Below are 18942 nucleotides of genomic sequence, written 5' to 3'. Positions count from 1 at the left end.
AGATGATGACTCACATCCTGATGCCGGCCACGTCGTCAAGCACGTTGATCGCCGCCGTGCCGTCGCTGCCCTCGCCGGTGGTCCTGGCCTATATCGCCGCCGCGATCCTGTTCATCCTGGCCGCGGCCGGCCTGTCCCGCCATGAGACGGCCGTGGCCGGCAACGTGGCGGGCGCCGTCGGCATGGGCGTTGCGGTGCTGGCCGCCATCGGCCTGGCCCTGAGCAACCACCCCGCACGCGGTGTGCTGCCCACGCTGCTGCTCATCGCCATGGGCCTGGCCCTGGGCTCGGTCATCGGGCTGGTGGTGGCCCGGCGCGTCGCCATGACCGGGATGCCCCAGCTCATCGCCGTGCTCAACGGGCTGGTGGGGCTGGCGGCCGTCCTGGTGGGCTACAACTCCTACGTCTCCCCCGACGCCCTGTCCGCCTCGCTGGGCGCCTTCCACCTGGGTGAGGTCTTCCTGGGCGTGTTCGTCGGCGGGGTGACCTTCACCGGCTCGGTCCTGGCGGCCGCCAAGCTGGCCGGCCGGGTGCCGGGGCGGCCGCTGACGCTGCCGGGCCGCAACCTGCTCAACCTGGGGGCGCTCATCGGCTCCCTGGTCCTCATGGTCGGTTTCATGATGGCACCGGCCGGCTCCGCCGCGGGCTGGGCCCTCCTGGCGGTGATGACGCTCATCGCACTGGCGCTGGGGGCGCACCTGGTGCTGGCCATCGGCGGCGGCGACATGCCGGTGGTCGTCTCGATCATGAACTCCTACTCGGGATGGGCCTCCGCCTTCACCGGCTTCATGGTGGACAACGACCTGCTCATCATCACCGGGGCGCTGGTGGGCTCCTCGGGGGCCTACCTGTCCTACCTCATGTGCCAGGCCATGAACCGCTCCTTCGTCTCGGTGCTGCTGGGAGGCTACGGGACCGACTCCACCAGCGCCGCCTCGAGCGGTTCGGGACAGGAGGGCACGGTGCATGAGACCACTGCCGGCGAGGTGGCCCACCTGCTGCAGTCCGCCCGGCGCGTGGTCATCACCCCCGGCTACGGGATGGCCGTCGCCCAGGCCCAGTACCCGGTGGCCACGCTGACCGAGATGCTGCGCTCGGAGGGCGTGGAGGTCACCTTCGGCATCCACCCGGTGGCGGGCCGCCTGCCCGGGCACATGAACGTGCTGCTGGCCGAGGCGAAGGTCCCCTACGACATCGTCCTGGAGATGGATGAGGTCAACGACTCCTTCAACGAGGTCGATGTCGTCCTCATCATCGGCGCCAACGACACCGTGAACCCGGCCGCCCAGGAGCCGGGCTCCCCGATCGCGGGCATGCCGGTGCTGCACGTGTGGGAGGCCAGCCGGGTCATCGTCTTCAAGCGCTCCATGGCGACCGGCTACGCGGGGGTCAACAACCCGCTCTTCTTCCGGGAGAACAGCTCCATGCTGTTCGGCGACGCCAAGGACACGGTTGAGGCCATCATCCGCGCCCTGGAGTAGGAGGGGCGGGCTCAGTCGAGCCGGCCTCCCTCGAGGCACTCGACGCCGTCGACGCCGTCGAGCCCGGAGAGGGCCTCGATGAGGTTGACGGCGGGGCGCTGCCCGTGGAAGCGCATGACGGCGTTCATGGTGCGCCCGTGCTCGCCGCGGGTCACCTCGGTCTCCTCCAGGGTGGCGGTGAAGCCCGATGCGGTGGCGACCTGGAGGATCTCGGGCATGACGGCGCTGCCGATCTCGTAGTCGATGCGCACAGTCACCTCGCCGCGGCGGCGCTGCAGGCGCGAGGTGAGGGGGCCCAGGAACAGGACGACGATGTAGTCCAGCGCGACCGCCGTGGCCGCCAGGGGGATCATGCCCGCCCCGCAGGCCATGCCGATGGCGGCACTGAGCCAGACGGTCGCGGCGGTGGTCAGGCCCCGGACGGTGTCGTTGTTGACGAAGATGACCCCGGCTCCCAGGAAGCCGATACCGGAGACGATCTGCGCGGCCACGCGGCTGGGGTCCACCGCGACATCCGAGCCGGTGATCGGGGCGAAGCCGTAGGCGGACACCAGGGTGAACAGGCACGAGCCCAGTCCCACCAGGACGTGCGTCTTGACGCCGGCGTCCTTGTGGCGCAGGTGGCGCTCGGCGCCCAGCGTCAGACACAGGACGAAGGTGGCGAGCATCGCGACGACCTGAACCCCCACGTGGTTCAGGCTGAACAGCGTGTCCACACCGACTCCCTTCCGTGTCGTCACCGTGCCTGTCCTGCCAGCAGCCGCCGGCCCCCTGCCGGCCCGCTGCCAGCACAGCGCCGATTCTAAAGGAGCCCCTGGCCGGGCGCGCCTTTGGTGATGTCTCCCCATCGCGGCGGCGCGCAGGCACCGTTTAGCGTGAGCACACCATCTTCCCCCTGTCCCTGAGGCTTGTCAGACGTGTTGCTCTCCCCCTGCGCCGCCCCCGAGGGGGCTGCTCGCGCCGGTCGGCTGCTGGAACTCAGTGAGCGCCTGGCAGGATCGGGCCGTCGGGGGGAGGCTCTGGATGCCGCACGGGAGGCCTGCCAGTTTCTCCGGAGCCTGGCCCGGCTCAGTCCGGACGTCTACCTGCCCGATCTGGCAGAGGGGCTGTCCGTCATGGCGGACCGCCTGCGCGAGACCCGCCGCATGCGTGAGGGGGTTGCGGTCTCGCAGGAGACGGTCCGGCTCCGACGGCGCCTGACCCGGCACGACTACGACGCCCACGCCTCCGGGCTGGCGCAGGCTCTGTGCCGCCTCGCCGTCGACCTGAGCGCTTCCGGCGATCTGCGTGACGCCCTGGCCAGCGCTCAGGAGTCCGTGGACCTCTACCGGGGCCTGCGCCGGGATGATTCTGTCACCGACGAGACCGGGTTGGTTCAGGCACTGGTCACACTCGCCTGCTGCCTGAGTGAGTCCGGTCGGCCCAGCGCCGCTTTCGTCACCGCCCAGCAGGCCCTCACCGTCCGACGGCGTCTGGTCCGGGCTGATCCGGATGTGCACACGCGCCGACTCGCGGCGGACCTGGCCCGTCTGGCTCCCAGACTGCGCACGGTGGGCTATGTCGATGAGGCCCTCGAGATGGCCCGGGAGGCCGTGGGTCTCTACCGCCGCCTCGATGGGGAGGAGATCGGTTCCTACACCGGCGATCTTGCCGGAGCTCTGGAGGTGCTGGCCGCCTGTGGGGCCGCCGTCGGGCGCCGAACCGAGGCCCTGGAGGCGGCCGAGGAGGCCGCTGCACTCTACCGGGGACTGGCCCGCCGCACGCCGACGCTCTCCTCGCCGAAGGCCGCCCATGCCCTGGGGACACTGGCTCGGCGCCTGAGCGACGTGGGGCGGCACCGTGAGGCACTCGCCGCGGGCGAGCAGGCAGCCAACCTCGCTCGCGCTCTGGCCCACAGCACCCCCGACACCCACCTGCCTGACCTGGCCGACGCCCTGACGGTTCAAGCCGCCTGCCTGCGTGATGGCGGCAGCCTGAACCGCGCGCTGGCTTCGGCACGGGAGGCAGTCAGCATTCGACGCGCTCTGGAGCACAGCCGCCCCAGCACTGAGACCCCGGCCCTGGCTGAGTCCCTGTACGTCCTCGCCGTCTACCTGTATACGGCCGGGCAGCTGCAGGAATCCTTCGCCATGGCCTGGGAGGCCATCGACATCTACCGGCAGCTGGTCCGTACCAACCCGGCCCCTCATACCGCCGACCTGGCTCGGGCGCTCAACATCCTCACCTTGAACCTCAGCCGGGCCGGGCGTGCGCACGAGGCCCTGGCTGCGGTGCAGGAGGCGGTCACCTTCTACCGGAGCCTGGCCCAGGTCGATCCGACCGCCTACAAGCCGGACCTGGCGGCCTGCCTGCACAACCTGGCCACATGCCTGAGTGACGTCGGGGACCGCTCCGCCGCCTTGGCCGCGATCCGGGAGACGGCGGCTATCCGCCGGGAGTTGGCCGAGCGCGACCCGGCGACGCACGCCCCGGCGCTGGCCCCGTGCCTGCACCGGCTCACCAAACGCCTGGCCGAGGCCGGTCACCGCGGCGAGGCCCTGGAGACCGCACGCGAGGCGGTGGCCGCCTACCAGAGCCTGGTCCGCAGGCGCCCGGAGGACTTCAGCCGGGGGCTCGCCGGCGCGCTGCGGACCTATGTGTCAGTCCTCGAGTGGGCGGGCAGGGAGGCCGACGCCGCCCGCATCCGCCAAGAGAGCGAGGCCATGACGGAGGACAAGGCCTTGGAGGACTCCATCCGGGGATTCTGAGGGGCGGCACCGGCCCGGCGGCGTCGGCGCACGTGGTGGACTCGAAGCCAAGCGGATCGGGGACTGCGATCTGCGCCCAGGACGTACTTCTCCCCCACACGACTGAGGTCCGCCCCCAGCGATCTGGAGGACATCGCAGTTCTCGTCGAAAAAGTACGTCCCCGATCAGTCGCAGCCGAGACAGACGGCCAGTGTCGGCCAGAGGCTCAACCCCGTCACCCATCAGCCGAGGTCGAAGGGAACGACCACAACAAACCTACGCAACCGCACTGTGCGTCAGGGCCACCGTTCTTCCGTAGTGGCAGCGGTACGAGAACCGTGAGAAACCGAGCAGCTGCTCGGTAGACTACCCTACAGCAGTCTTCCTCTTCTCCCCGAGGTCCGTACCGTGACAGAGCCGTCCCCTTCACCCATACCGACGACGTCCTCAAGTCAGTCGTGGCTCGACTCGCTCGACCCGTTAAACCACTTGTGGAAGGAGCAGCCCTTCGTCGCGTACGTCATCACGGCACTGGCCCTCCCTCTGGCGATCTGGCTTGGCAAGCGAGCATGGAAGACATGGGAACGGAGACAGCGAACCCAACGCATCACCGCACGCAAGCAGCAACTTCCACCGGTTCGCCTTCCGTTCACAGTCGAGGTTGGATACCAACGGCTGACCCTGGAACCCGCGCAACCGCAGCAGAACTTCGCGCCAGAAGGTATGAGCATCGTCCGGCTTCTGAGCGCTAAGTCGACCCCGGTTCCCTTCCTCGACCGCGCGGAGGCACTCACCCGCTTAGAGACGTGGGCGCGAAGCGAGGAGCGATTCGCGATCCACGTTCTGGGCGGGGACGGCGGCTCTGGGAAGACTCGCCTCGGCGTGGAGCTCTGCCGACGTCTCACCACACCAAGCACTCATCACCAAGGTGCTGAGGTCTGGCAGGCCGGGTTCCTTCAGAACATCGAACGGTCCGACAACACGTCGTCCAGCAACGATGCTTCGTCACTGCTGCTCGTGATCGACTACGCCGAGGCTCGACCGGAAGTGGTCACTGAGGTCATCAATGTTGCTCTCCAAGCAGCCGAGGATCCTGAGAGGCGGCGGGTGCGGATCGTCTTCCTGGTCCGGCGGCCATCACCACTCTCAGTCACCCACCAAAGTTCCAACAAGTGGCTCGATGCGCTTCGCCCACAGAAATCCCAGAATGAGGGAGTAAATCTCATTCTCGACGAAGCCTCAACGATCATTCTTAGCGACGAAGGACTATCCGACAGGGAACGAGAGGAGCTGTTCGAGGCGGCGTACAGATCATTCACTGAGCCGTCAGAATCATCACCAGCAAGCGATATTATCGAGCAACTCAATGATCCCATGTACTCTCAGCCCCTCCTCGTCACAGTCGACGCCTTCCTGAACGCACGCCCCCAATCTAGGACTCAGCAGAGTTGCTCGCCGAGCGAGTTGTTCGAGGAAGTTCTTTGCCACGAGGAGCACTACTGGGCCGAACACTGGCCGTCAAGTCTCGCCGTCAATGCCGACCGACACCACCAGACAGAAGGTACTGCAACTCCCACCGATACCCAGGGTAATCTCAATCGAAAACTGGCACGCCAGGCAGTGGCTGCCGCCACACTCACCGACATTCAGGACGAGGAGGACGCTATCAGCCTTCTCAATCTCCTTCCAGCCAATCCCGGCAAGAATACCAAGGACCTGGCCAGATGGCTGCGAAACTGCTACCCACCCCACATGAACGCTAACGGACAACCAGCCCTGTGGTGCGAACATCTTGAGCCGGACCGCATCGGCGAGCACCTCGTCGCCTCCACAGCTGACGACCTAGTACCTCTTCTCCGAGAACTTTTGTCTCCGAGCAGAGCGGGAACGTCATCTCTTCGAACCTGGACCGCCCTCGAACGCGCATCAACAGATCCTCGCCTCAATGAGCAAGTAGGACGAATCATCAACGATGTTCTAGTGGAAGTGACTCAGGCAGTTCACGCACAGACCGTCAACTCCCAGAGCCCAGACCTCGCAGCGGGCTTCGCCAAACTCGTTAACGCAGTACGTCCCCACATTGACCCTAACAAGGCCCACGAGGCACAGCAGACTCTATCCGATAGTGGATACTTCACCGCATTGTTGGAATACGAGCTTGCTCAATGTTCAGCCAATATCCTCCCTCCAACAGATGACTCCTCTGAAATTGATCGAGCAACCTATGCTTCACGGAGACTATCACTTAGCAGATGCTTGGCCAATATCGGAAGACACGATGAGGCCCTCAAAGCCGTACGAGAAGCAACCAAGCTCTACCGGACCCTGGCCGAGCACAACCCAGGCACCTACACCCCCAACCTCGCCAGCTCCCTCAACAACCTCGCTGGCAGCCAGGCGGAGAACGGGCAACCGCACGACGCCTTGCAGACCGTCCACGAAGCCACCAACCTCTACCGGACCCTGGCCAAGCACAACCCAGCCGCCTACACCCCCGACCTCGCCCGCTCCCTCAACAACCTCGCCATCTATCTGGACGGCAACGGACAACCGCACAAGGCCCTGCAGACCGCCCAGGAAGCCACCAACCTCTACCGGACCCTGGCCAAGCACAACCCAGCCGCCTACACCCCCGACCTCGCCATGTGCCTCATCAACCTCGCCATCCGCCTAGCTGACAACGGACAGCACCATGAGGCCCTCCAGACCGCCCAGGAAGCCACCAACCTCTACCGGACCCTGGCCAAGCACAACCCAGCCGCCTACACCCCTAACCTCGCCATGTGCCTCATCAACCTCGCCATCCATCTGGACGGCAACGGACAACCGCACAAGGCCCTGCAGACCGCCCAGGAAGCCACCAACCTCTACCGGACCCTGGCCAAGCACAACCCAGCCGCCTACACCCCCAACCTCGCCAAATCCCTCAACAACCTCGCCATCCATCTGGACGGCAACGGACAACCGCACAAGGCCCTGCAGACCGCCCAAGAAGCAGTCACCATTCGCAGAAAACTAGCCAAGCACAACCCAGCCGCCTACACCCCGACCTCGCCATGTCCCTCAACAACCTCGCCAACCGCCTAGCTGACAACGGACAGCACCATGAGGCCCTCCAGACCGCCCAGGAAGCCACCAACCTCTACCGGACCCTGGCCAAGCACAACCCAGCCGCCTACACCCCCGCTCTCACCAGATCCCTCAACACCTACGCAGACATCCTGGAGCGAAGTGGCAACACTAAGGAGGCCGCCCGCATCCGGAAGGAGCGCGATGAGGTCCTCAAGCGGATGAAGGAGACGGAGGAGGGCCGCGTCTGACAGGCCCGCCACCACCCACCGACAAACACGGGGAGGGCCGGTCACCATCAGGTGACCGGCCCTCCCGGAGTTCTTGCTCAGTGTGTCAGCTCTGGCTCACTTCTCGACCTTCTGGGCGGCGGCGCCGCCGGCGGGGGCGAAGCCCGCGGCCTCGGCGTCCTCGGCGCTGACGAACCAGACCTCGGCGACCGTGGCGTCGTACCAGCGCGAGCCGGGAACGTGGTACTTCATGGAGTCCTCGTTGCCCTTGACCAGGTGGTCGTCGTCGGGAGCGTCGGTGGCGCCCTCCTCGAGACGGACCGCGCCCGCGTACTCGGCCTTGTCAGCCTTCTCAGCCTTGTCGGCCTTCTCCTCAGCCTTCTCGGTCGTGGCCTTCTTCTCGGCCTTGTCCTCGTCGGCGACGGCCTTCTGGGCGGCCTTCTTGGCGGTGGCGACCGCGTCCTCCACGATCTCCTTGCGGGCAACCGGCTCCAGCACCAGGGAGATGACCGCCATGGGGGCGTTGTCGCCCTTGCGGGGGGTCGTCTTGATGATGCGGGTGTAACCGCCCTCGCGGCCCTCGAACTTGGGGGCGAGCTCCTCGAAGAGGCGGTAGACGGCGTACTTGTCCGTCACCTTCTTCAGCACGGTACGGCGGGCGTGCAGGTCACCGCGCTTGCCCTTGGTGATGAGCTTCTCGACGTAGGGACGCAGGCGACGAGCGCGAGCCTCCGTGGTCTTGATCGACTCGTGAACGATGAGCTGCGTGGCCAGGTTGGCGAGCAGGTGACGCTCGTGCTGGGCGCTTCCGCCCAGACGGGGACCCTTAGTGGGGCGAGGCATGGTTGTCTCCTAGGTGAATAACGAGCCGGCTCAGGCCTGGGTCTCGTCGCTGAACGTGGGGTTGGCGTAGTCGTCGTCCGAGACGTAGTCGACCGGGGAGCCCTTGAGGGAGAGCCCCAGCTCGGCCAGCTTGTCCTTGATCTCGGAGATGGACTTGGCGCCGAAGTTACGGATGTCGAGCAGGTCGGCCTCGCTGCGCGAGACGAGCTCACCGACGGTGTGGATGCCCTCGCGCTTGAGGGCGTTGGAGGAGCGGGCCTGCAGGTCGAGCTCGTCGATCATGAGGGCCAGGTCCTGCTGGAAGGCCTCGTCGATCGGCGAGGGGCCGACCTCGATGCCCTCGGCCTCGACGTTGAGCTCACGGGCCAGGCCGAAGAGCTCCACGAGCGTCTTACCGGCGGAGGCCAGGGCGTCACGCGGGGTGATGGAGGACTTGGTCTCGACGTCGACGATGAGACGGTCGAAGTCGGTGCGCTGCTCCACACGGGTGGCCTCGACGGAGTAGGAGACCTTCTTGACCGGCGAGTAGATCGAGTCCACCGGGATGCGGGAGATCTCCGCGTTGGGGTCCTTGTTCTGGTTGGCGGAGACGTAGCCGCGGCCGCGTTCGACCGTCAGCTCGATCTCCAGCTTGCCCTTCTCGTTGAGAGTGGCGATGACCAGATCGGGGTTGTGGATCTCGACGCCGGCCGGCGGGGTGATGTCACCGGCGGTGACCTCGCTCGGACCGGACTTGCGCAGGTACATGACGACCGGCTCGTCGTTCTCCGAGGACAGGACGATCTCCTTGATGTTGAGGATGATCTGGGCGACATCCTCCTTGACCCCGGGGATCGTGCGGAACTCGTGGGGCACCCCGTCGATGCGGACGCTGGTCACGGCCGCCCCCGGGATGGAGGACAGCAGCGTGCGGCGCAGGGAGTTGCCGAGCGTGTAGCCGAAGCCGGGCTCGAGGGGCTCGAGCACGAAGCGCGAGCGGCGGTCCTCGACCACGACCTCCTCGGTGAGCGTGGGTCGCTGTGCAATGAGCACGTGGTTTCCTTTCGTCGCGGCGCCCGCTATATGACGCCGTTCCTCATGGGTGGAGCAGCCGGCCCGACCGGGCCGGCCCTACTCCGCGTCCCGCCGTGGGGGCGGAACGTGGTGAGACGACGACGCAGCAACCGGCTGCGCCGTCGTCCCTTGAAGCTCAGACGCGACGGCGCTTGGGCGGGCGGCAGCCGTTGAAGGCCTGGGGGGTGACGTCGGTGATCGAGCCGACCTCGAGGCCGGCGGCCTGGAGGGAGCGGATCGCGGTCTCGCGGCCGGAGCCGGGACCCTTGACGAAGACGTCAACCTTCTTCATGCCGTGCTCCTGGGCGCGCCGGGCGGCGGCCTCGGCAGCGAGCTGGGCGGCGTAGGGGGTCGACTTGCGCGAGCCCTTGAAGCCGACCTGGCCGGAGGAGCACCAGGCGATGACGGCGCCCTGCGGGTCCGTCAGCGAGACGATGGTGTTGTTGAAGGTGGACTTGATGTAGGCGTGACCGTGGGTAACGTTCTTGCGGTCCTTGCGGCGCGTCTTGCGCGCGGCGGCGCGGGTCTTGGGAGGCATTCTTCCTTCTTCGTGATGAGGTCGTCACTGCGCCCTGCGCTAAGCGGGCGCGAGCTGCTGCTTACTTGGCCTTCTTCTTACCGGCCACGGTGCGCTTGGGGCCCTTGCGGGTACGCGCGTTGGTCTTGGTGCGCTGACCGTGCACCGGCAGGTGGCGGCGGTGGCGCAGGCCCTGGTAGCAGCCGATCTCGATCTTGCGGCGGATGTCCGCCTGAACCTCACGACGCAGGTCACCCTCAACCTGGTAGTTGCCGTCGATGTGGGTGCGGAGCTTGACCAGCTCCTCCTCGGTGAGGTCCTTGACGCGGGTGTCGGGGTTGACGCCCGTCGCCTTCAGGGTCTCGTCCGCGCGGGTGCGTCCGATCCCGAAGATGTAGGTGAGTGCGATCTCGACTCGCTTCTCGCGAGGCAGGTCGACACCGGAAATGCGTGCCACGGTGTGGTTCTCCTGTGTGCTCCCGGAGGTCGTCACCCATCTCCTCCACCTCGCCTGGTGGCCCCGGCCTCCGAGAACCGGGGGTTGCGGACCCGCGGTGCGGGTGCGCTGGGATGGGTGCTGGAAAGGGCCGTCCAGGTCTCTGGGCGGCCCGGCGCCGGGGACTCAGCCCTGACGCTGCTTGTGCCGCGGGTTCTCGCAGATGACCATGACGCGGCCGTGGCGACGAATCACCTTGCAGCTGTCACAGATCTTCTTGACGCTCGGCTTGACCTTCATGATGTTCCTCCGCCGGCTCTGAGAGCCGACATGTCACTTGTACCGGTAGACGATTCGGCCGCGGGACAGGTCGTAGGGGCTCAGCTCCACGACCACCCGGTCCTCGGGGAGGATGCGGATGTAGTGCTGCCGCATCTTTCCGGAGATGTGCGCGAGCACGACGTGCCCGTTGCTCAGCTCCACCCGGAACATCGCGTTCGGAAGGGCCTCGACGACCGATCCCTCGACCTCGATGACTCCGTCCTTCTTAGCCATGTTCCTCCATCGGTGCTTTCTCGCTCGAGTTCACCCCGACGACGTCGCCGCCGGGCAGTCGCGGTCGCCGTTGCGCAGGCCCACCGCAGGCGGGTCCCCGTTGCCAGGGTCGTGAATGCGGTACGAGGGCATGCGTCATCGACGGACGCGCGTCCAGCGGATAACTTTACGGCAGACGGCCAGGGCTCCACCATGCCAGATGGCGCGATCACGCGGTGTTTCCTGACACACCGCAGGCGCGTGCGTCGCAGCAGTTCCCGCCTCGGCGTCTCAGCCCAGCGCCTTGGGCACGATGCCGTAGGGGGCGAGGCCCTCGGCGCCGCCGTCGGGCGCGGTAAGGACCCACACGCCGCCGGGGACGATGGCCACGGTGTGCTCCCACTGGGCAGCGTGTGAGCCGTCCCGGGTGACGACGGTCCAGCCGTCGTCGAGCTCGCGTGTGTCCGGGCTGCCGGCGGTGAGCATGGGCTCGATGGCCAGCACCATGCCGGGGCGCAGGCGGGGGCCGCGCCGTTTGACGGAGTAGTTGAGGACGTCGGGGGCCATGTGCATGCTCGTGCCGATGCCGTGGCCGACATACTCCTGGAGGATCCCCAGCTCGTGCCCCTCCCGCTCGGCCACGTCCGCGACAACGGTCTCGACGGCGTCGCCTACCGCGTTGAGGCACAGCTGGCGCCCCCGCCCCTCCCCCGCTGCGGCGCGGGCGACGGCGGCAATGGCCTCCCACAGGGCCTGCCGGGTGGTGGTATCCACGAGCTGATCGGTCTCGCTCAGGTACGTCCCGCCGACGACGGTGGTGAAGGCGGCGTCGCCGTGCCACTGGGTGCCGTCCTCGTCGACGATGTAGGCGCCGCAGTCGAAGGTGACCAGGTCGCCGTCGGCCAGAACCCGCTCACCGGGGATGCCGTGGACGACCTCGTCGTTGACGGAGATGCACACGGTGGCCGGGTAGTCGTAGTAACCCAGGAAGTTGGAGTGAGCGCCGGCGGCCTTGATGACCCCGGCCGAGACGGCGTCGAGCTCGGCGGTGGTGATTCCTGCACGCACCGCCTCGCGCAGGGCGGCGTGGATGTCGGCGACGACGAGCCCGGCCCGGCGCATGAGACGAACCTGCTCCGGCGTCTTGATCTGGATCTGTTCGCGTGAGAGCACGGGTGCCTCCTGGGGTCGTGTGTAGCGGGCTGGGCCTGGGGCGGTTCCGGCTCCCCCGTCAGGGACGGGAACGGGCCGGAGCATGCGCAGGCGGGTCGTCCGCTTAAGCAGACGACCCGCCGGTGAGCGTGGGCTTCAGGAGCCGGTGATGCCGCGGGAGGCGAGGGCCTCCATGATGCGGCCGGTGACGACGTCGATCTCGCCCATACCGTCGACCTGAACCAGCAGGTCGCGCTCGGCGTAGAGCCCGGCCAGCGGCGCCGTGGACTCGGCGTAGACCTCGAGGCGGCGGCGGATGACCGGCTCGGTGTCGTCGGCCCGCCCCTGCTCGCCGGCCCGCTTGAGCAGGCGGGCGACGACGGCCTCAGCGTCGGCGGTGATCTCGACGACGACGTCGAGGGCCAGGCCCGAGGCCTTCAGCATGGAGTCGAGCTCTCCGACCTGGGCCGTGGTGCGCGGGTAGCCGTCCAGGAGGAATCCGTTCTCGCAGTCGTCCTGGGCGATGCGGTCGGCCACCATGGCGTTGGTGATGGAGTCGGGGACGTACTCGCCCTTGTCCATGTAGGCCTTGGCCTGGGTGCCGAGCTCGGTGGCACCGGCGACGTTGGCGCGGAAGATGTCTCCGGTGGAGATGGCCGGGATGCTCAGGCGCTCGGCGATCCGGGCGGCCTGGGTGCCCTTACCCGCTCCGGGGGGACCGAGAAGAACCATGCGTGCGCTCATGACAAGAACCCTTCGTAGTGACGCTGCTGCAGCTGGGAGTTGACTTCCTTGACGGTCTGGAGGCCCACACCCACCATGATGAGGATAGTGGTTCCGCCGAAGGGCAGGTGCTGGGCCAGGTCCAGCCAGATGACGGCAAGCGTCGGGATGAGGGCGAGGACCACCAGGTAGATGGAGCCGGCCGTCGTGATGCGGTTGATGACGTAGGACAGGTAGCGCACGGTGGGCTCACCGGCGCGGATGCCGGGGATGAAGCCGCCGTAGCGCTTCATGTTGTCCGCGATCTCCTCGGCGTCGAAGGTGATGGCCGTGTAGAAGAAGGCGAAGAAGAGGATGAGGACGCCGTAGGCGGTCAGGTAGATCGGGCTCGTCTGCTGCAGGTTCGTCAGGATCCACTGCACCCACTTGCTCGTGGGGCTCCCGAAGCCGGCGATGAGCTGGGGCATGGCCAGGATCGAGGAGGCGAAGATGACGGGGATGACGCCGGCGGTGTTGATCTTGACCGGGATGTAGGTGGTCGATCCGCCGTACTGGCGGCGCCCGATCATCCGCTTGGCGTACTGCACGGGGATGCGCCGCTGGGCCTGCTCGATGTACACCACCGCCAGGGTGGCCAGGAGGACGACGGCCACGATGATGGCGAAGTTGGCCGCGCCGTTGTTGCCTCCGGCGATGGAGAACATGTTGGAGGGGAACTGGGCCACGATGGAGGTGAAGATGAGCAGCGACATGCCGTTGCCGATGCCGCGCTCGGTGATGAGCTCACCCAGCCACATGATGAGGCCAGTACCGGCGGTCATGGTGATGATGATGAGCAGCGGGGTGACGATCGAGTCGCCGGCGATGATGTGCTGGGCCCTGGCGCACCCCTGGAAGAGCTGACCGCTCTTGGCCGTGGCCACGATGGTGCTGGACTGCAGCAGTCCCAGGCCGATGGTGAGGTAGCGGGTGTACTCGGTGAGTTTGGCGGTGCCCGCCTGCCCCTCCTTGTGGAGCTCCTCGAAGCGGGGGATGACGACCCGCAGGAGCTGGATGATGATGGAGGCGGTGATGTAGGGCATGATGCCCAGCGCGAAGACGCTCAGCTGGAGCAGCGCACCACCGGAGAAGACGTTGACCAGGCTGAGGAGGTTCTGGTCCTTGCCGGCCTCCCCGATGCAGTACTTGGCGTTGGCCAGGTTGACGCCGGGCGCCGGCAGGATCGACCCGAGCCGGAACAGGGCCATGATGCCGAGGGTGAAGAGCAGCTTCGCCCTGAGGTCTGGCGTTCTGAACGCCTGAGTGAACGCGCTGAGCACTCGATCTCCTGTGGACTCGGGGGTGGGTTCGGCCTTGCGGGCAGCAAGGCGGAGCGCAGGGGAACTGCGCCCGGCCCAGACTACCCCGCCGAGCTCGCCACCTGGGCGCTGAGATGGGCTTGCAACGTGGCTGGGGTGCGGGTTTTCTCACGTCTCGTCCCGGTGCGGTTGCCCGGGGTGATCCAAGGCACCCGGCCGCAGGTGCGCAGGAGCCGTCGTGCGGTGCGAGGCCCGCGCACGACAGACCCCGGCGGCCCAGGTTTCCCTGGACCGCCGGGGTCTGTGATGTCGCTTCTCGTCAGGGCCGCGCCGTCGGGGTGTCACCCGTGCCGGGCTCGGCCCGACGACGTTCAGCGCGTGGCGATGGTGCCGCCGGCGGCCTCGATCTTCTCCTTGGCGGAGCCGGACCAGGCGTCGACCGTGAGCGTCAGGGCCACGGTGACGTCGCCGCCGCCGAGAACCTTGACGAGCTGGTTCTTGCGAACCGCACCCTTGGCGACGAGGTCCTCCACGGTCACCGTGCCGCCCTCGGGGAACAGCTCGGCGATACGGCCGACGTTCACGGGCTGGAACTCGACCCGGTTGGGGTTGCGGAAGCCGCGCAGCTTGGGAAGACGCATGTGCAGCGGCATCTGGCCACCCTCGAAACCAGGACGGACCTGGTAACGAGCCTTGGTGCCCTTGGTACCGCGACCGGCGGTCTTACCCTTGGACGCCTCACCACGACCCACGCGGGTCTTGGCCTTCTTGGCGCCGGGGGCGGGACGCAGGTGGTGCAGCTTGACGACGCGCACCTTCTCCTCCTGCGTGTTCTCGGTGTCAGCCATCTCAGACCTCCTCAACGGTGACCAGGTGGTGCACCGTGGCAATCAGGCCGCGCACGCTGGGGCTGTCCTCGCGCACGACGGACTGGCGGATCTTGCGCAGACCCAGGGTCTTGAGGGACTCGCGCTGGCGGTGGGTGCCCCCGATGCCAGAGCGGACCTGAGTGACCTTGAGCTGCTTGGTCATCTGCTTCGATGCGGACTCAGCCATCACGCACCCACTCCTTCAGCGGCCTTCTCGGCCTCCTGCTTCTCAGCCTGAGCGCGCTTGTCGGCCTCGCCCTCGGCGCGGGCCCGCAGCATGGACTGCGGGGCGACGTCCTCCAGGGGCAGGCCACGGCGGGCCGCGACGGCCTCGGGCTGCTCCAGCTGCTTGAGGGCGTCCACCGTGGCGTGCACGATGTTGATCGCGTTGGAGGAGCCCAGCGACTTGGACAGGATGTCGTGGACACCGGCGCAGTCCAGCACGGCGCGCACCGGACCGCCGGCGATAACACCGGTACCGGGGGACGCCGGGCGCAGGAGGACGACTCCGGCGGAGTCCTCACCCTGGACCAGGTGCGGGATGGTGCGGCGGATCATCGGGACGTGGAAGAAGTTCTTCTTCGCGATCTCGACGGCCTTGGCGATGGCGGAGGGAACTTCCTTCGCCTTGCCGTAGCCCACGCCGACGGTGCCCTCACCGTCACCGACGACCACGAGGGCCGTGAAGGTGAAGCGGCGGCCGCCCTTGACGACCTTGGACACGCGGTTGATGGTGACGACGCGCTCGATGTACTTGTCGTCGTTGCCGCGACCACGGTCGCGGCGGTCGTTGTTGCGGTCGCGGCGGCCGCGGCCCTCGCCCCGGCGCTCGTCGTTCTCGCGCTGGGCCGAGCCGTCGGACGACGCGGACCTGTCTCGCTGCGGTGCAGCCATCAGATGTTCCTCTGCTTTCTCGTCGTCTTAGTGCTCACAGCTTCAGGCCGCCCTCACGGGCGCCCTCGGCGACGGCCGCGACACGGCCGTGGTACTTGTTGCCGCCGCGGTCGAACACGACTGCCTCGATGCCCAGTGCCTTGGCCCGCTCGGCGATGAGCTCGCCGACCTTGTGGGCGGCGCCCACCTTGTGGCCCTCGACGCCCTTGGCGGCCTCCTCCAGGGTGGAGGCGGCGCACAGGGTGTGGCCGATGGTGTCGTCCACGACCTGAGCCACCATGTGGCGGTTGGACCGGGTGACCACCAGGCGGGGACGCTCGGGCGTGCCGGAGATGTGCTTGCGCACGCGCTGGTGACGGATCTTGCGGGCGATGGCGCGGGGGTTGCCCTTGCCCCTCTTGATCGAGTAAGCCATGGTCACTTACCAGCCTTTCCGACCTTGCGGCGCACGTTCTCGCCGGCGTAGCGCACGCCCTTGCCCTTGTAGGGCTCCGGCGGACGGATCTTGCGAATGTTCGCCGCGACCTCGCCGACCTGCTCCTTGGAGATACCGGAGACGGTGATCTTCAGGTTGCCGTCGACCGTGAAGGTGATGCCCTCGGGGGGCTCAACGGTCACGGTGTGGGAGAAGCCGAGGGAGAGCTCGATGCTCTGGCCCTTGGCGGCGACGCGGTAACCGGTGCCGACGATCTCGAGCTGCTTGGAGTAGCCCTCGGTGACGCCGATCACCATGTTGTTGATGAGGGTGCGCGACAGTCCGTGCAGCGAGCGCGAGCGGCGCTCGTCGTCGGGGCGCGTGACCAGGATGGAGCCGTCCTCCTGGCGGGTGACGCTCAGGGGTTCGCTGATCGTGCGGGACAGGGTGCCCTTGGGGCCCTTGACCGTCACGTCCTGGCCGTCGATGGTGACGTCCACTCCGGCAGGAACCGGAACGGGGAGCCGTCCAATACGAGACATGGTTTTCCTCCGTTCCTTCTCTTACCAGACGTAGGCGAGGACTTCGCCGCCCACGCCACGCGACTCGGCCTGCTTGTCGGTCAGGAGGCCGGAGGAGGTGGACAGGATCGCCACTCCCAGGCCGCCGAGGACCTTGGGCAGGTTGGTGGACTTGGCGTAGACGCGCAGGCCGGGCTTGGAGATCCGGCGCAGGCCCTGGATGGCCCGCTGGCGGTTGGCTCCGTACTTGAGGCTCAGCGTGAGCGTCTTGCCGACCTCGGCGTCCGTGACCTCGTAGCCGGCGATGTAGCCCTCGGCCTTGAGCATCTCAGCGATGTTCACCTTGAGCTTGCTCGACGGCATCGACACGGTGTCGTGGTAGGCGCTGTTTGCGTTGCGCAGACGGGTCAGCATGTCTGCGATGGGGTCTGTCATTGTCATGAGTGGGCCTTGGCCCTTCCTCGTCGTGGTTTCCTCAGCGGACCTGCGACGTAAGTTCTTACCAGCTGGACTTGCTCACGCCCGGGAGCTCGCCGCGAAGGGCCATCTCACGCAGGCAGATACGGCACAGGCCGAACTTGCGGTAGACCGAGTGCGGGCGGCCGCAGCGCTGGCAGCGCGTGTAGGCACGGACACCGAACTTGGGCTTGCGGTTCGCCTTCTCAATCAGTGCGGTCTTCGCCATCTCACTTCTCCTTGAAGGGGAAGCCGAGCTGCTTGAGCAGCGAGCGGGCCTCCTCGTCGGTCTTGGCCGTGGTCACCACGGTGATGTCCATGCCGCGGACGCGGTCGATCTGGTCCTGGTCGATCTCGTGGAAGACAGCCTGCTCAGTCAGACCGAAGGTGTAGTTGCCGTTCCCGTCGAACTGCTTGGGGCTCAGACCGCGGAAGTCGCGGATACGGGGCAGCGAGATCGAGACCAGACGGTCCAGGAACTCCCACATGCGGTCGCCGCGCAGCGTGGAGTGCGCGCCGATCGGCATGCCCTCACGCAGCTTGAACTGCGCGATGGACTTGCGGGCCCGGGTGACCTGGGGCTTCTGGCCGGTGATGGCGGCGAGGTCGCGCACGGCGCCCTCGATCATCTTGGAGTCGTGGGCGGCCTCGCCCACACCCATGTTGACGACGACCTTGACGACGCGCCCGACCTCCATCACGTTGCCGTGCTGGAACTCCTTGAGCAGGGCGGGGCGCACCTCCTCGGCGTACTTCGTCTTGAGACGGGGGGTGGTCTTCTCAGCCATGGTCACAGGTCCTCCCCGCTCTTCTTGGCGTAACGCACGCGGACGGTGCGCTTGCGGCCGTCGGGACGCACGCCCTCCTCGACGCGGAAGCCCACGCGGGTGCGCTTCTTCGTCTTGGGGTCGACGAGCATGACGTTGGAGGCGTGGATGGGCGCCTCAACGGTCTCGATGCCGCCGGTGCGGGCGCCCTGCTGGGACTGCCCCACCTTGGTGTGCTTGGTCACGCGCTGGACGCCCTCGACGATGACACGGTCAGTGCCCTTGAGGACCTCCAGAACGCGGCCGGTCTTGCCCTTGTCCTTACCGGCGATGACGATGACCTGGTCGCCCTTCTTGATGCGTGCCATGTTCAGATCACCTCCGGGGCGAGCGAGACGATGCGCATGAACTTCTTCTCGCGAAGCTCACGGCCGACGGGGCCGAAGATGCGCGTACCGCGCGGCTCCCCATCGTTCTTGAGGATGACGGCGGCGTTCTCGTCGAAGCGGATGTATGAGCCGTCGGGACGACGACGCTCCTTGCGGGCACGCACGACGACGGCCTTGACGACCTCGCCCTTCTTCACGTTGCCGCCGGGAATGGCGTCCTTGACGGTGGCGACGATCGTGTCGCCGATACCCGCATAGCGCCGACCCGATCCACCGAGAACACGGATGCAAAGGATCTCCTTGGCACCGGTGTTGTCGGCGACCTTCAGTCGCGACTCCTGCTGGATCATTGAGTGTTCTCCTGTCGTCGAGCCGGTTCTCAGGAAGCTCCTGAGCCTGGCCGAACGTTCTTCTGGTCTTGCACACGTCTCCCCCGGCCGCTGGCCGCACGAGGCTGACCCAGGGATAGGGGATTCCCGCGGTACGTTGTCCCGACAGACACAGGCGCAGACTGCACGAGGTCTCTGCCGGGCGCACCGAGGGCGCGCGCAACTCCATTAGCCTAGTC

24 protein-coding genes are annotated in these 18942 nt (G+C 67.2%); 4 read left to right on the top strand and 20 right to left on the bottom strand.

The annotated features are described in order from the left end of the window. Positions 1-2: 2 nt before the first annotated feature. Positions 3-1481 carry an NAD(P)(+) transhydrogenase (Re/Si-specific) subunit beta gene (locus HMPREF9058_RS01745; protein ID WP_009405913.1) on the top strand — a complete coding sequence of 493 codons (1479 nt, stop codon included), beginning with the start codon at positions 3-5 and terminating at the stop codon, positions 1479-1481. 11 nt (positions 1482-1492) lie between these two features. Here HMPREF9058_RS01745 and HMPREF9058_RS01740 read toward each other — a convergent pair whose 3' ends face one another. Beyond that, on the bottom strand, positions 1493-2221 hold the full coding sequence (locus HMPREF9058_RS01740; protein WP_003789333.1) for an MgtC/SapB family protein: 729 nt from the start codon (positions 2219-2221) through the stop codon (positions 1493-1495). Positions 2222-2398: 177 nt separating this feature from the next. Here HMPREF9058_RS01740 and HMPREF9058_RS01735 point away from each other — a divergent pair, with 177 nt between their 5' ends. The 3 genes from HMPREF9058_RS01735 (at position 2399) to HMPREF9058_RS12760 (ending at position 7528) form a co-directional block, all read left to right on the top strand. Continuing rightward, positions 2399-4228: a tetratricopeptide repeat protein gene (locus HMPREF9058_RS01735; protein ID WP_009405464.1), complete on the top strand. Its 1830-nt coding sequence runs from the start codon at positions 2399-2401 to the stop codon at positions 4226-4228. 388 nt (positions 4229-4616) lie between these two features. Then, entirely contained in the window at positions 4617-7295 is a 2679-nt protein-coding gene (locus HMPREF9058_RS01730) for a tetratricopeptide repeat protein (protein WP_009406051.1), read from the top strand. Next, positions 7265-7528 carry a tetratricopeptide repeat protein gene (locus HMPREF9058_RS12760; protein WP_009747526.1) on the top strand — a complete coding sequence of 88 codons (264 nt, stop codon included), beginning with the start codon at positions 7265-7267 and terminating at the stop codon, positions 7526-7528. The genes HMPREF9058_RS01730 and HMPREF9058_RS12760 overlap by 31 nt, the downstream gene beginning before the upstream one ends. 96 nt (positions 7529-7624) lie before the next feature. On the opposite strand, the gene rplQ is transcribed toward HMPREF9058_RS12760, so the two are convergent. The 19 genes from rplQ to rplN all read right to left on the bottom strand — a co-directional run bounded on the left by rplQ (position 7625) and on the right by rplN (position 18724). After that, entirely contained in the window at positions 7625-8350 is a 726-nt protein-coding gene (gene rplQ, locus HMPREF9058_RS01725) for a 50S ribosomal protein L17 (protein ID WP_009406029.1), read from the bottom strand. 30 nt (positions 8351-8380) lie between these two features. Continuing rightward, positions 8381-9382 carry a DNA-directed RNA polymerase subunit alpha gene (locus HMPREF9058_RS01720; RefSeq protein WP_003789324.1) on the bottom strand — a complete coding sequence of 334 codons (1002 nt, stop codon included), beginning with the start codon at positions 9380-9382 and terminating at the stop codon, positions 8381-8383. A gap of 157 nt (positions 9383-9539) precedes the next feature. Continuing rightward, positions 9540-9941 carry a 30S ribosomal protein S11 gene (rpsK, locus tag HMPREF9058_RS01715; RefSeq protein ID WP_003781888.1) on the bottom strand — a complete coding sequence of 134 codons (402 nt, stop codon included), beginning with the start codon at positions 9939-9941 and terminating at the stop codon, positions 9540-9542. A gap of 61 nt (positions 9942-10002) precedes the next feature. Then, the gene (rpsM, locus tag HMPREF9058_RS01710) at positions 10003-10377 is read right to left on the bottom strand and encodes a 30S ribosomal protein S13 (RefSeq protein WP_010614542.1); all 375 of its coding nucleotides are present in this window, start codon (positions 10375-10377) and stop codon (positions 10003-10005) included. Positions 10378-10542: 165 nt separating this feature from the next. Beyond that, positions 10543-10656, bottom strand: coding sequence for a 50S ribosomal protein L36 (gene rpmJ / locus HMPREF9058_RS01705; RefSeq protein ID WP_003781903.1), 114 nt, complete (start codon positions 10654-10656; stop codon positions 10543-10545). Positions 10657-10689: 33 nt separating this feature from the next. Further along, a complete protein-coding gene (gene infA / locus HMPREF9058_RS01700; RefSeq protein ID WP_003781847.1) occupies positions 10690-10911 on the bottom strand; it encodes a translation initiation factor IF-1 in 222 nt (73 codons plus the stop codon). 270 nt (positions 10912-11181) lie between these two features. Beyond that, the gene (gene map / locus HMPREF9058_RS01695; RefSeq protein WP_009405577.1) at positions 11182-12063 is read right to left on the bottom strand and encodes a type I methionyl aminopeptidase; all 882 of its coding nucleotides are present in this window, start codon (positions 12061-12063) and stop codon (positions 11182-11184) included. A gap of 135 nt (positions 12064-12198) precedes the next feature. Then, positions 12199-12786, bottom strand: coding sequence for an adenylate kinase (locus tag HMPREF9058_RS01690; RefSeq protein ID WP_009747302.1), 588 nt, complete (start codon positions 12784-12786; stop codon positions 12199-12201). Then, positions 12783-14084: a preprotein translocase subunit SecY gene (secY, locus tag HMPREF9058_RS01685; protein WP_009405748.1), complete on the bottom strand. Its 1302-nt coding sequence runs from the start codon at positions 14082-14084 to the stop codon at positions 12783-12785. The genes HMPREF9058_RS01690 and secY overlap by 4 nt, the downstream gene beginning before the upstream one ends. 350 nt (positions 14085-14434) lie before the next feature. Then, a complete protein-coding gene (rplO, locus tag HMPREF9058_RS01680; protein ID WP_003789315.1) occupies positions 14435-14911 on the bottom strand; it encodes a 50S ribosomal protein L15 in 477 nt (158 codons plus the stop codon). A 1-nt stretch (position 14912) separates the two neighbouring features. After that, positions 14913-15119 (bottom strand): 50S ribosomal protein L30, encoded by a 207-nt coding sequence (gene rpmD / locus HMPREF9058_RS01675; RefSeq protein ID WP_009396392.1) that lies wholly within the window; start codon positions 15117-15119, stop codon positions 14913-14915. Beyond that, positions 15119-15826, bottom strand: a complete 708-nt coding sequence (gene rpsE, locus HMPREF9058_RS01670) for a 30S ribosomal protein S5 (protein ID WP_003789310.1) — start codon at positions 15824-15826, stop codon at positions 15119-15121. The genes rpmD and rpsE overlap by 1 nt, the downstream gene beginning before the upstream one ends. Positions 15827-15860: 34 nt before the next feature. After that, positions 15861-16241 carry a 50S ribosomal protein L18 gene (gene rplR, locus HMPREF9058_RS01665; RefSeq protein ID WP_003789309.1) on the bottom strand — a complete coding sequence of 127 codons (381 nt, stop codon included), beginning with the start codon at positions 16239-16241 and terminating at the stop codon, positions 15861-15863. Positions 16242-16243: 2 nt separating this feature from the next. Continuing rightward, positions 16244-16783 (bottom strand): 50S ribosomal protein L6, encoded by a 540-nt coding sequence (gene rplF / locus HMPREF9058_RS01660; protein WP_003789306.1) that lies wholly within the window; start codon positions 16781-16783, stop codon positions 16244-16246. Between the two features lie 21 nt (positions 16784-16804). Next, positions 16805-17203, bottom strand: coding sequence for a 30S ribosomal protein S8 (gene rpsH, locus HMPREF9058_RS01655; RefSeq protein WP_003789305.1), 399 nt, complete (start codon positions 17201-17203; stop codon positions 16805-16807). 58 nt (positions 17204-17261) lie between these two features. Further along, positions 17262-17447, bottom strand: coding sequence for a type Z 30S ribosomal protein S14 (locus HMPREF9058_RS01650; RefSeq protein ID WP_003781856.1), 186 nt, complete (start codon positions 17445-17447; stop codon positions 17262-17264). A gap of 1 nt (position 17448) precedes the next feature. Then, the gene (gene rplE, locus HMPREF9058_RS01645) at positions 17449-18006 is read right to left on the bottom strand and encodes a 50S ribosomal protein L5 (RefSeq protein ID WP_043537565.1); all 558 of its coding nucleotides are present in this window, start codon (positions 18004-18006) and stop codon (positions 17449-17451) included. 2 nt (positions 18007-18008) lie between these two features. Continuing rightward, on the bottom strand, positions 18009-18353 hold the full coding sequence (rplX, locus tag HMPREF9058_RS01640) for a 50S ribosomal protein L24 (RefSeq protein ID WP_003781892.1): 345 nt from the start codon (positions 18351-18353) through the stop codon (positions 18009-18011). Between the two features lie 2 nt (positions 18354-18355). Then, positions 18356-18724, bottom strand: coding sequence for a 50S ribosomal protein L14 (rplN, locus tag HMPREF9058_RS01635; protein ID WP_003781898.1), 369 nt, complete (start codon positions 18722-18724; stop codon positions 18356-18358). Between the last annotated feature and the right edge of the window lie 218 nt (positions 18725-18942).

The sequence above is a fragment of the Actinomyces sp. oral taxon 175 str. F0384 genome (assembly GCF_000223355.1).
GTDB classification, from domain to species: domain Bacteria; phylum Actinomycetota; class Actinomycetes; order Actinomycetales; family Actinomycetaceae; genus Actinomyces; species Actinomyces oris.
Note: the sequence above shows the minus strand (reverse complement) of the source record. Positions and strands in the feature narration are given on the sequence as shown.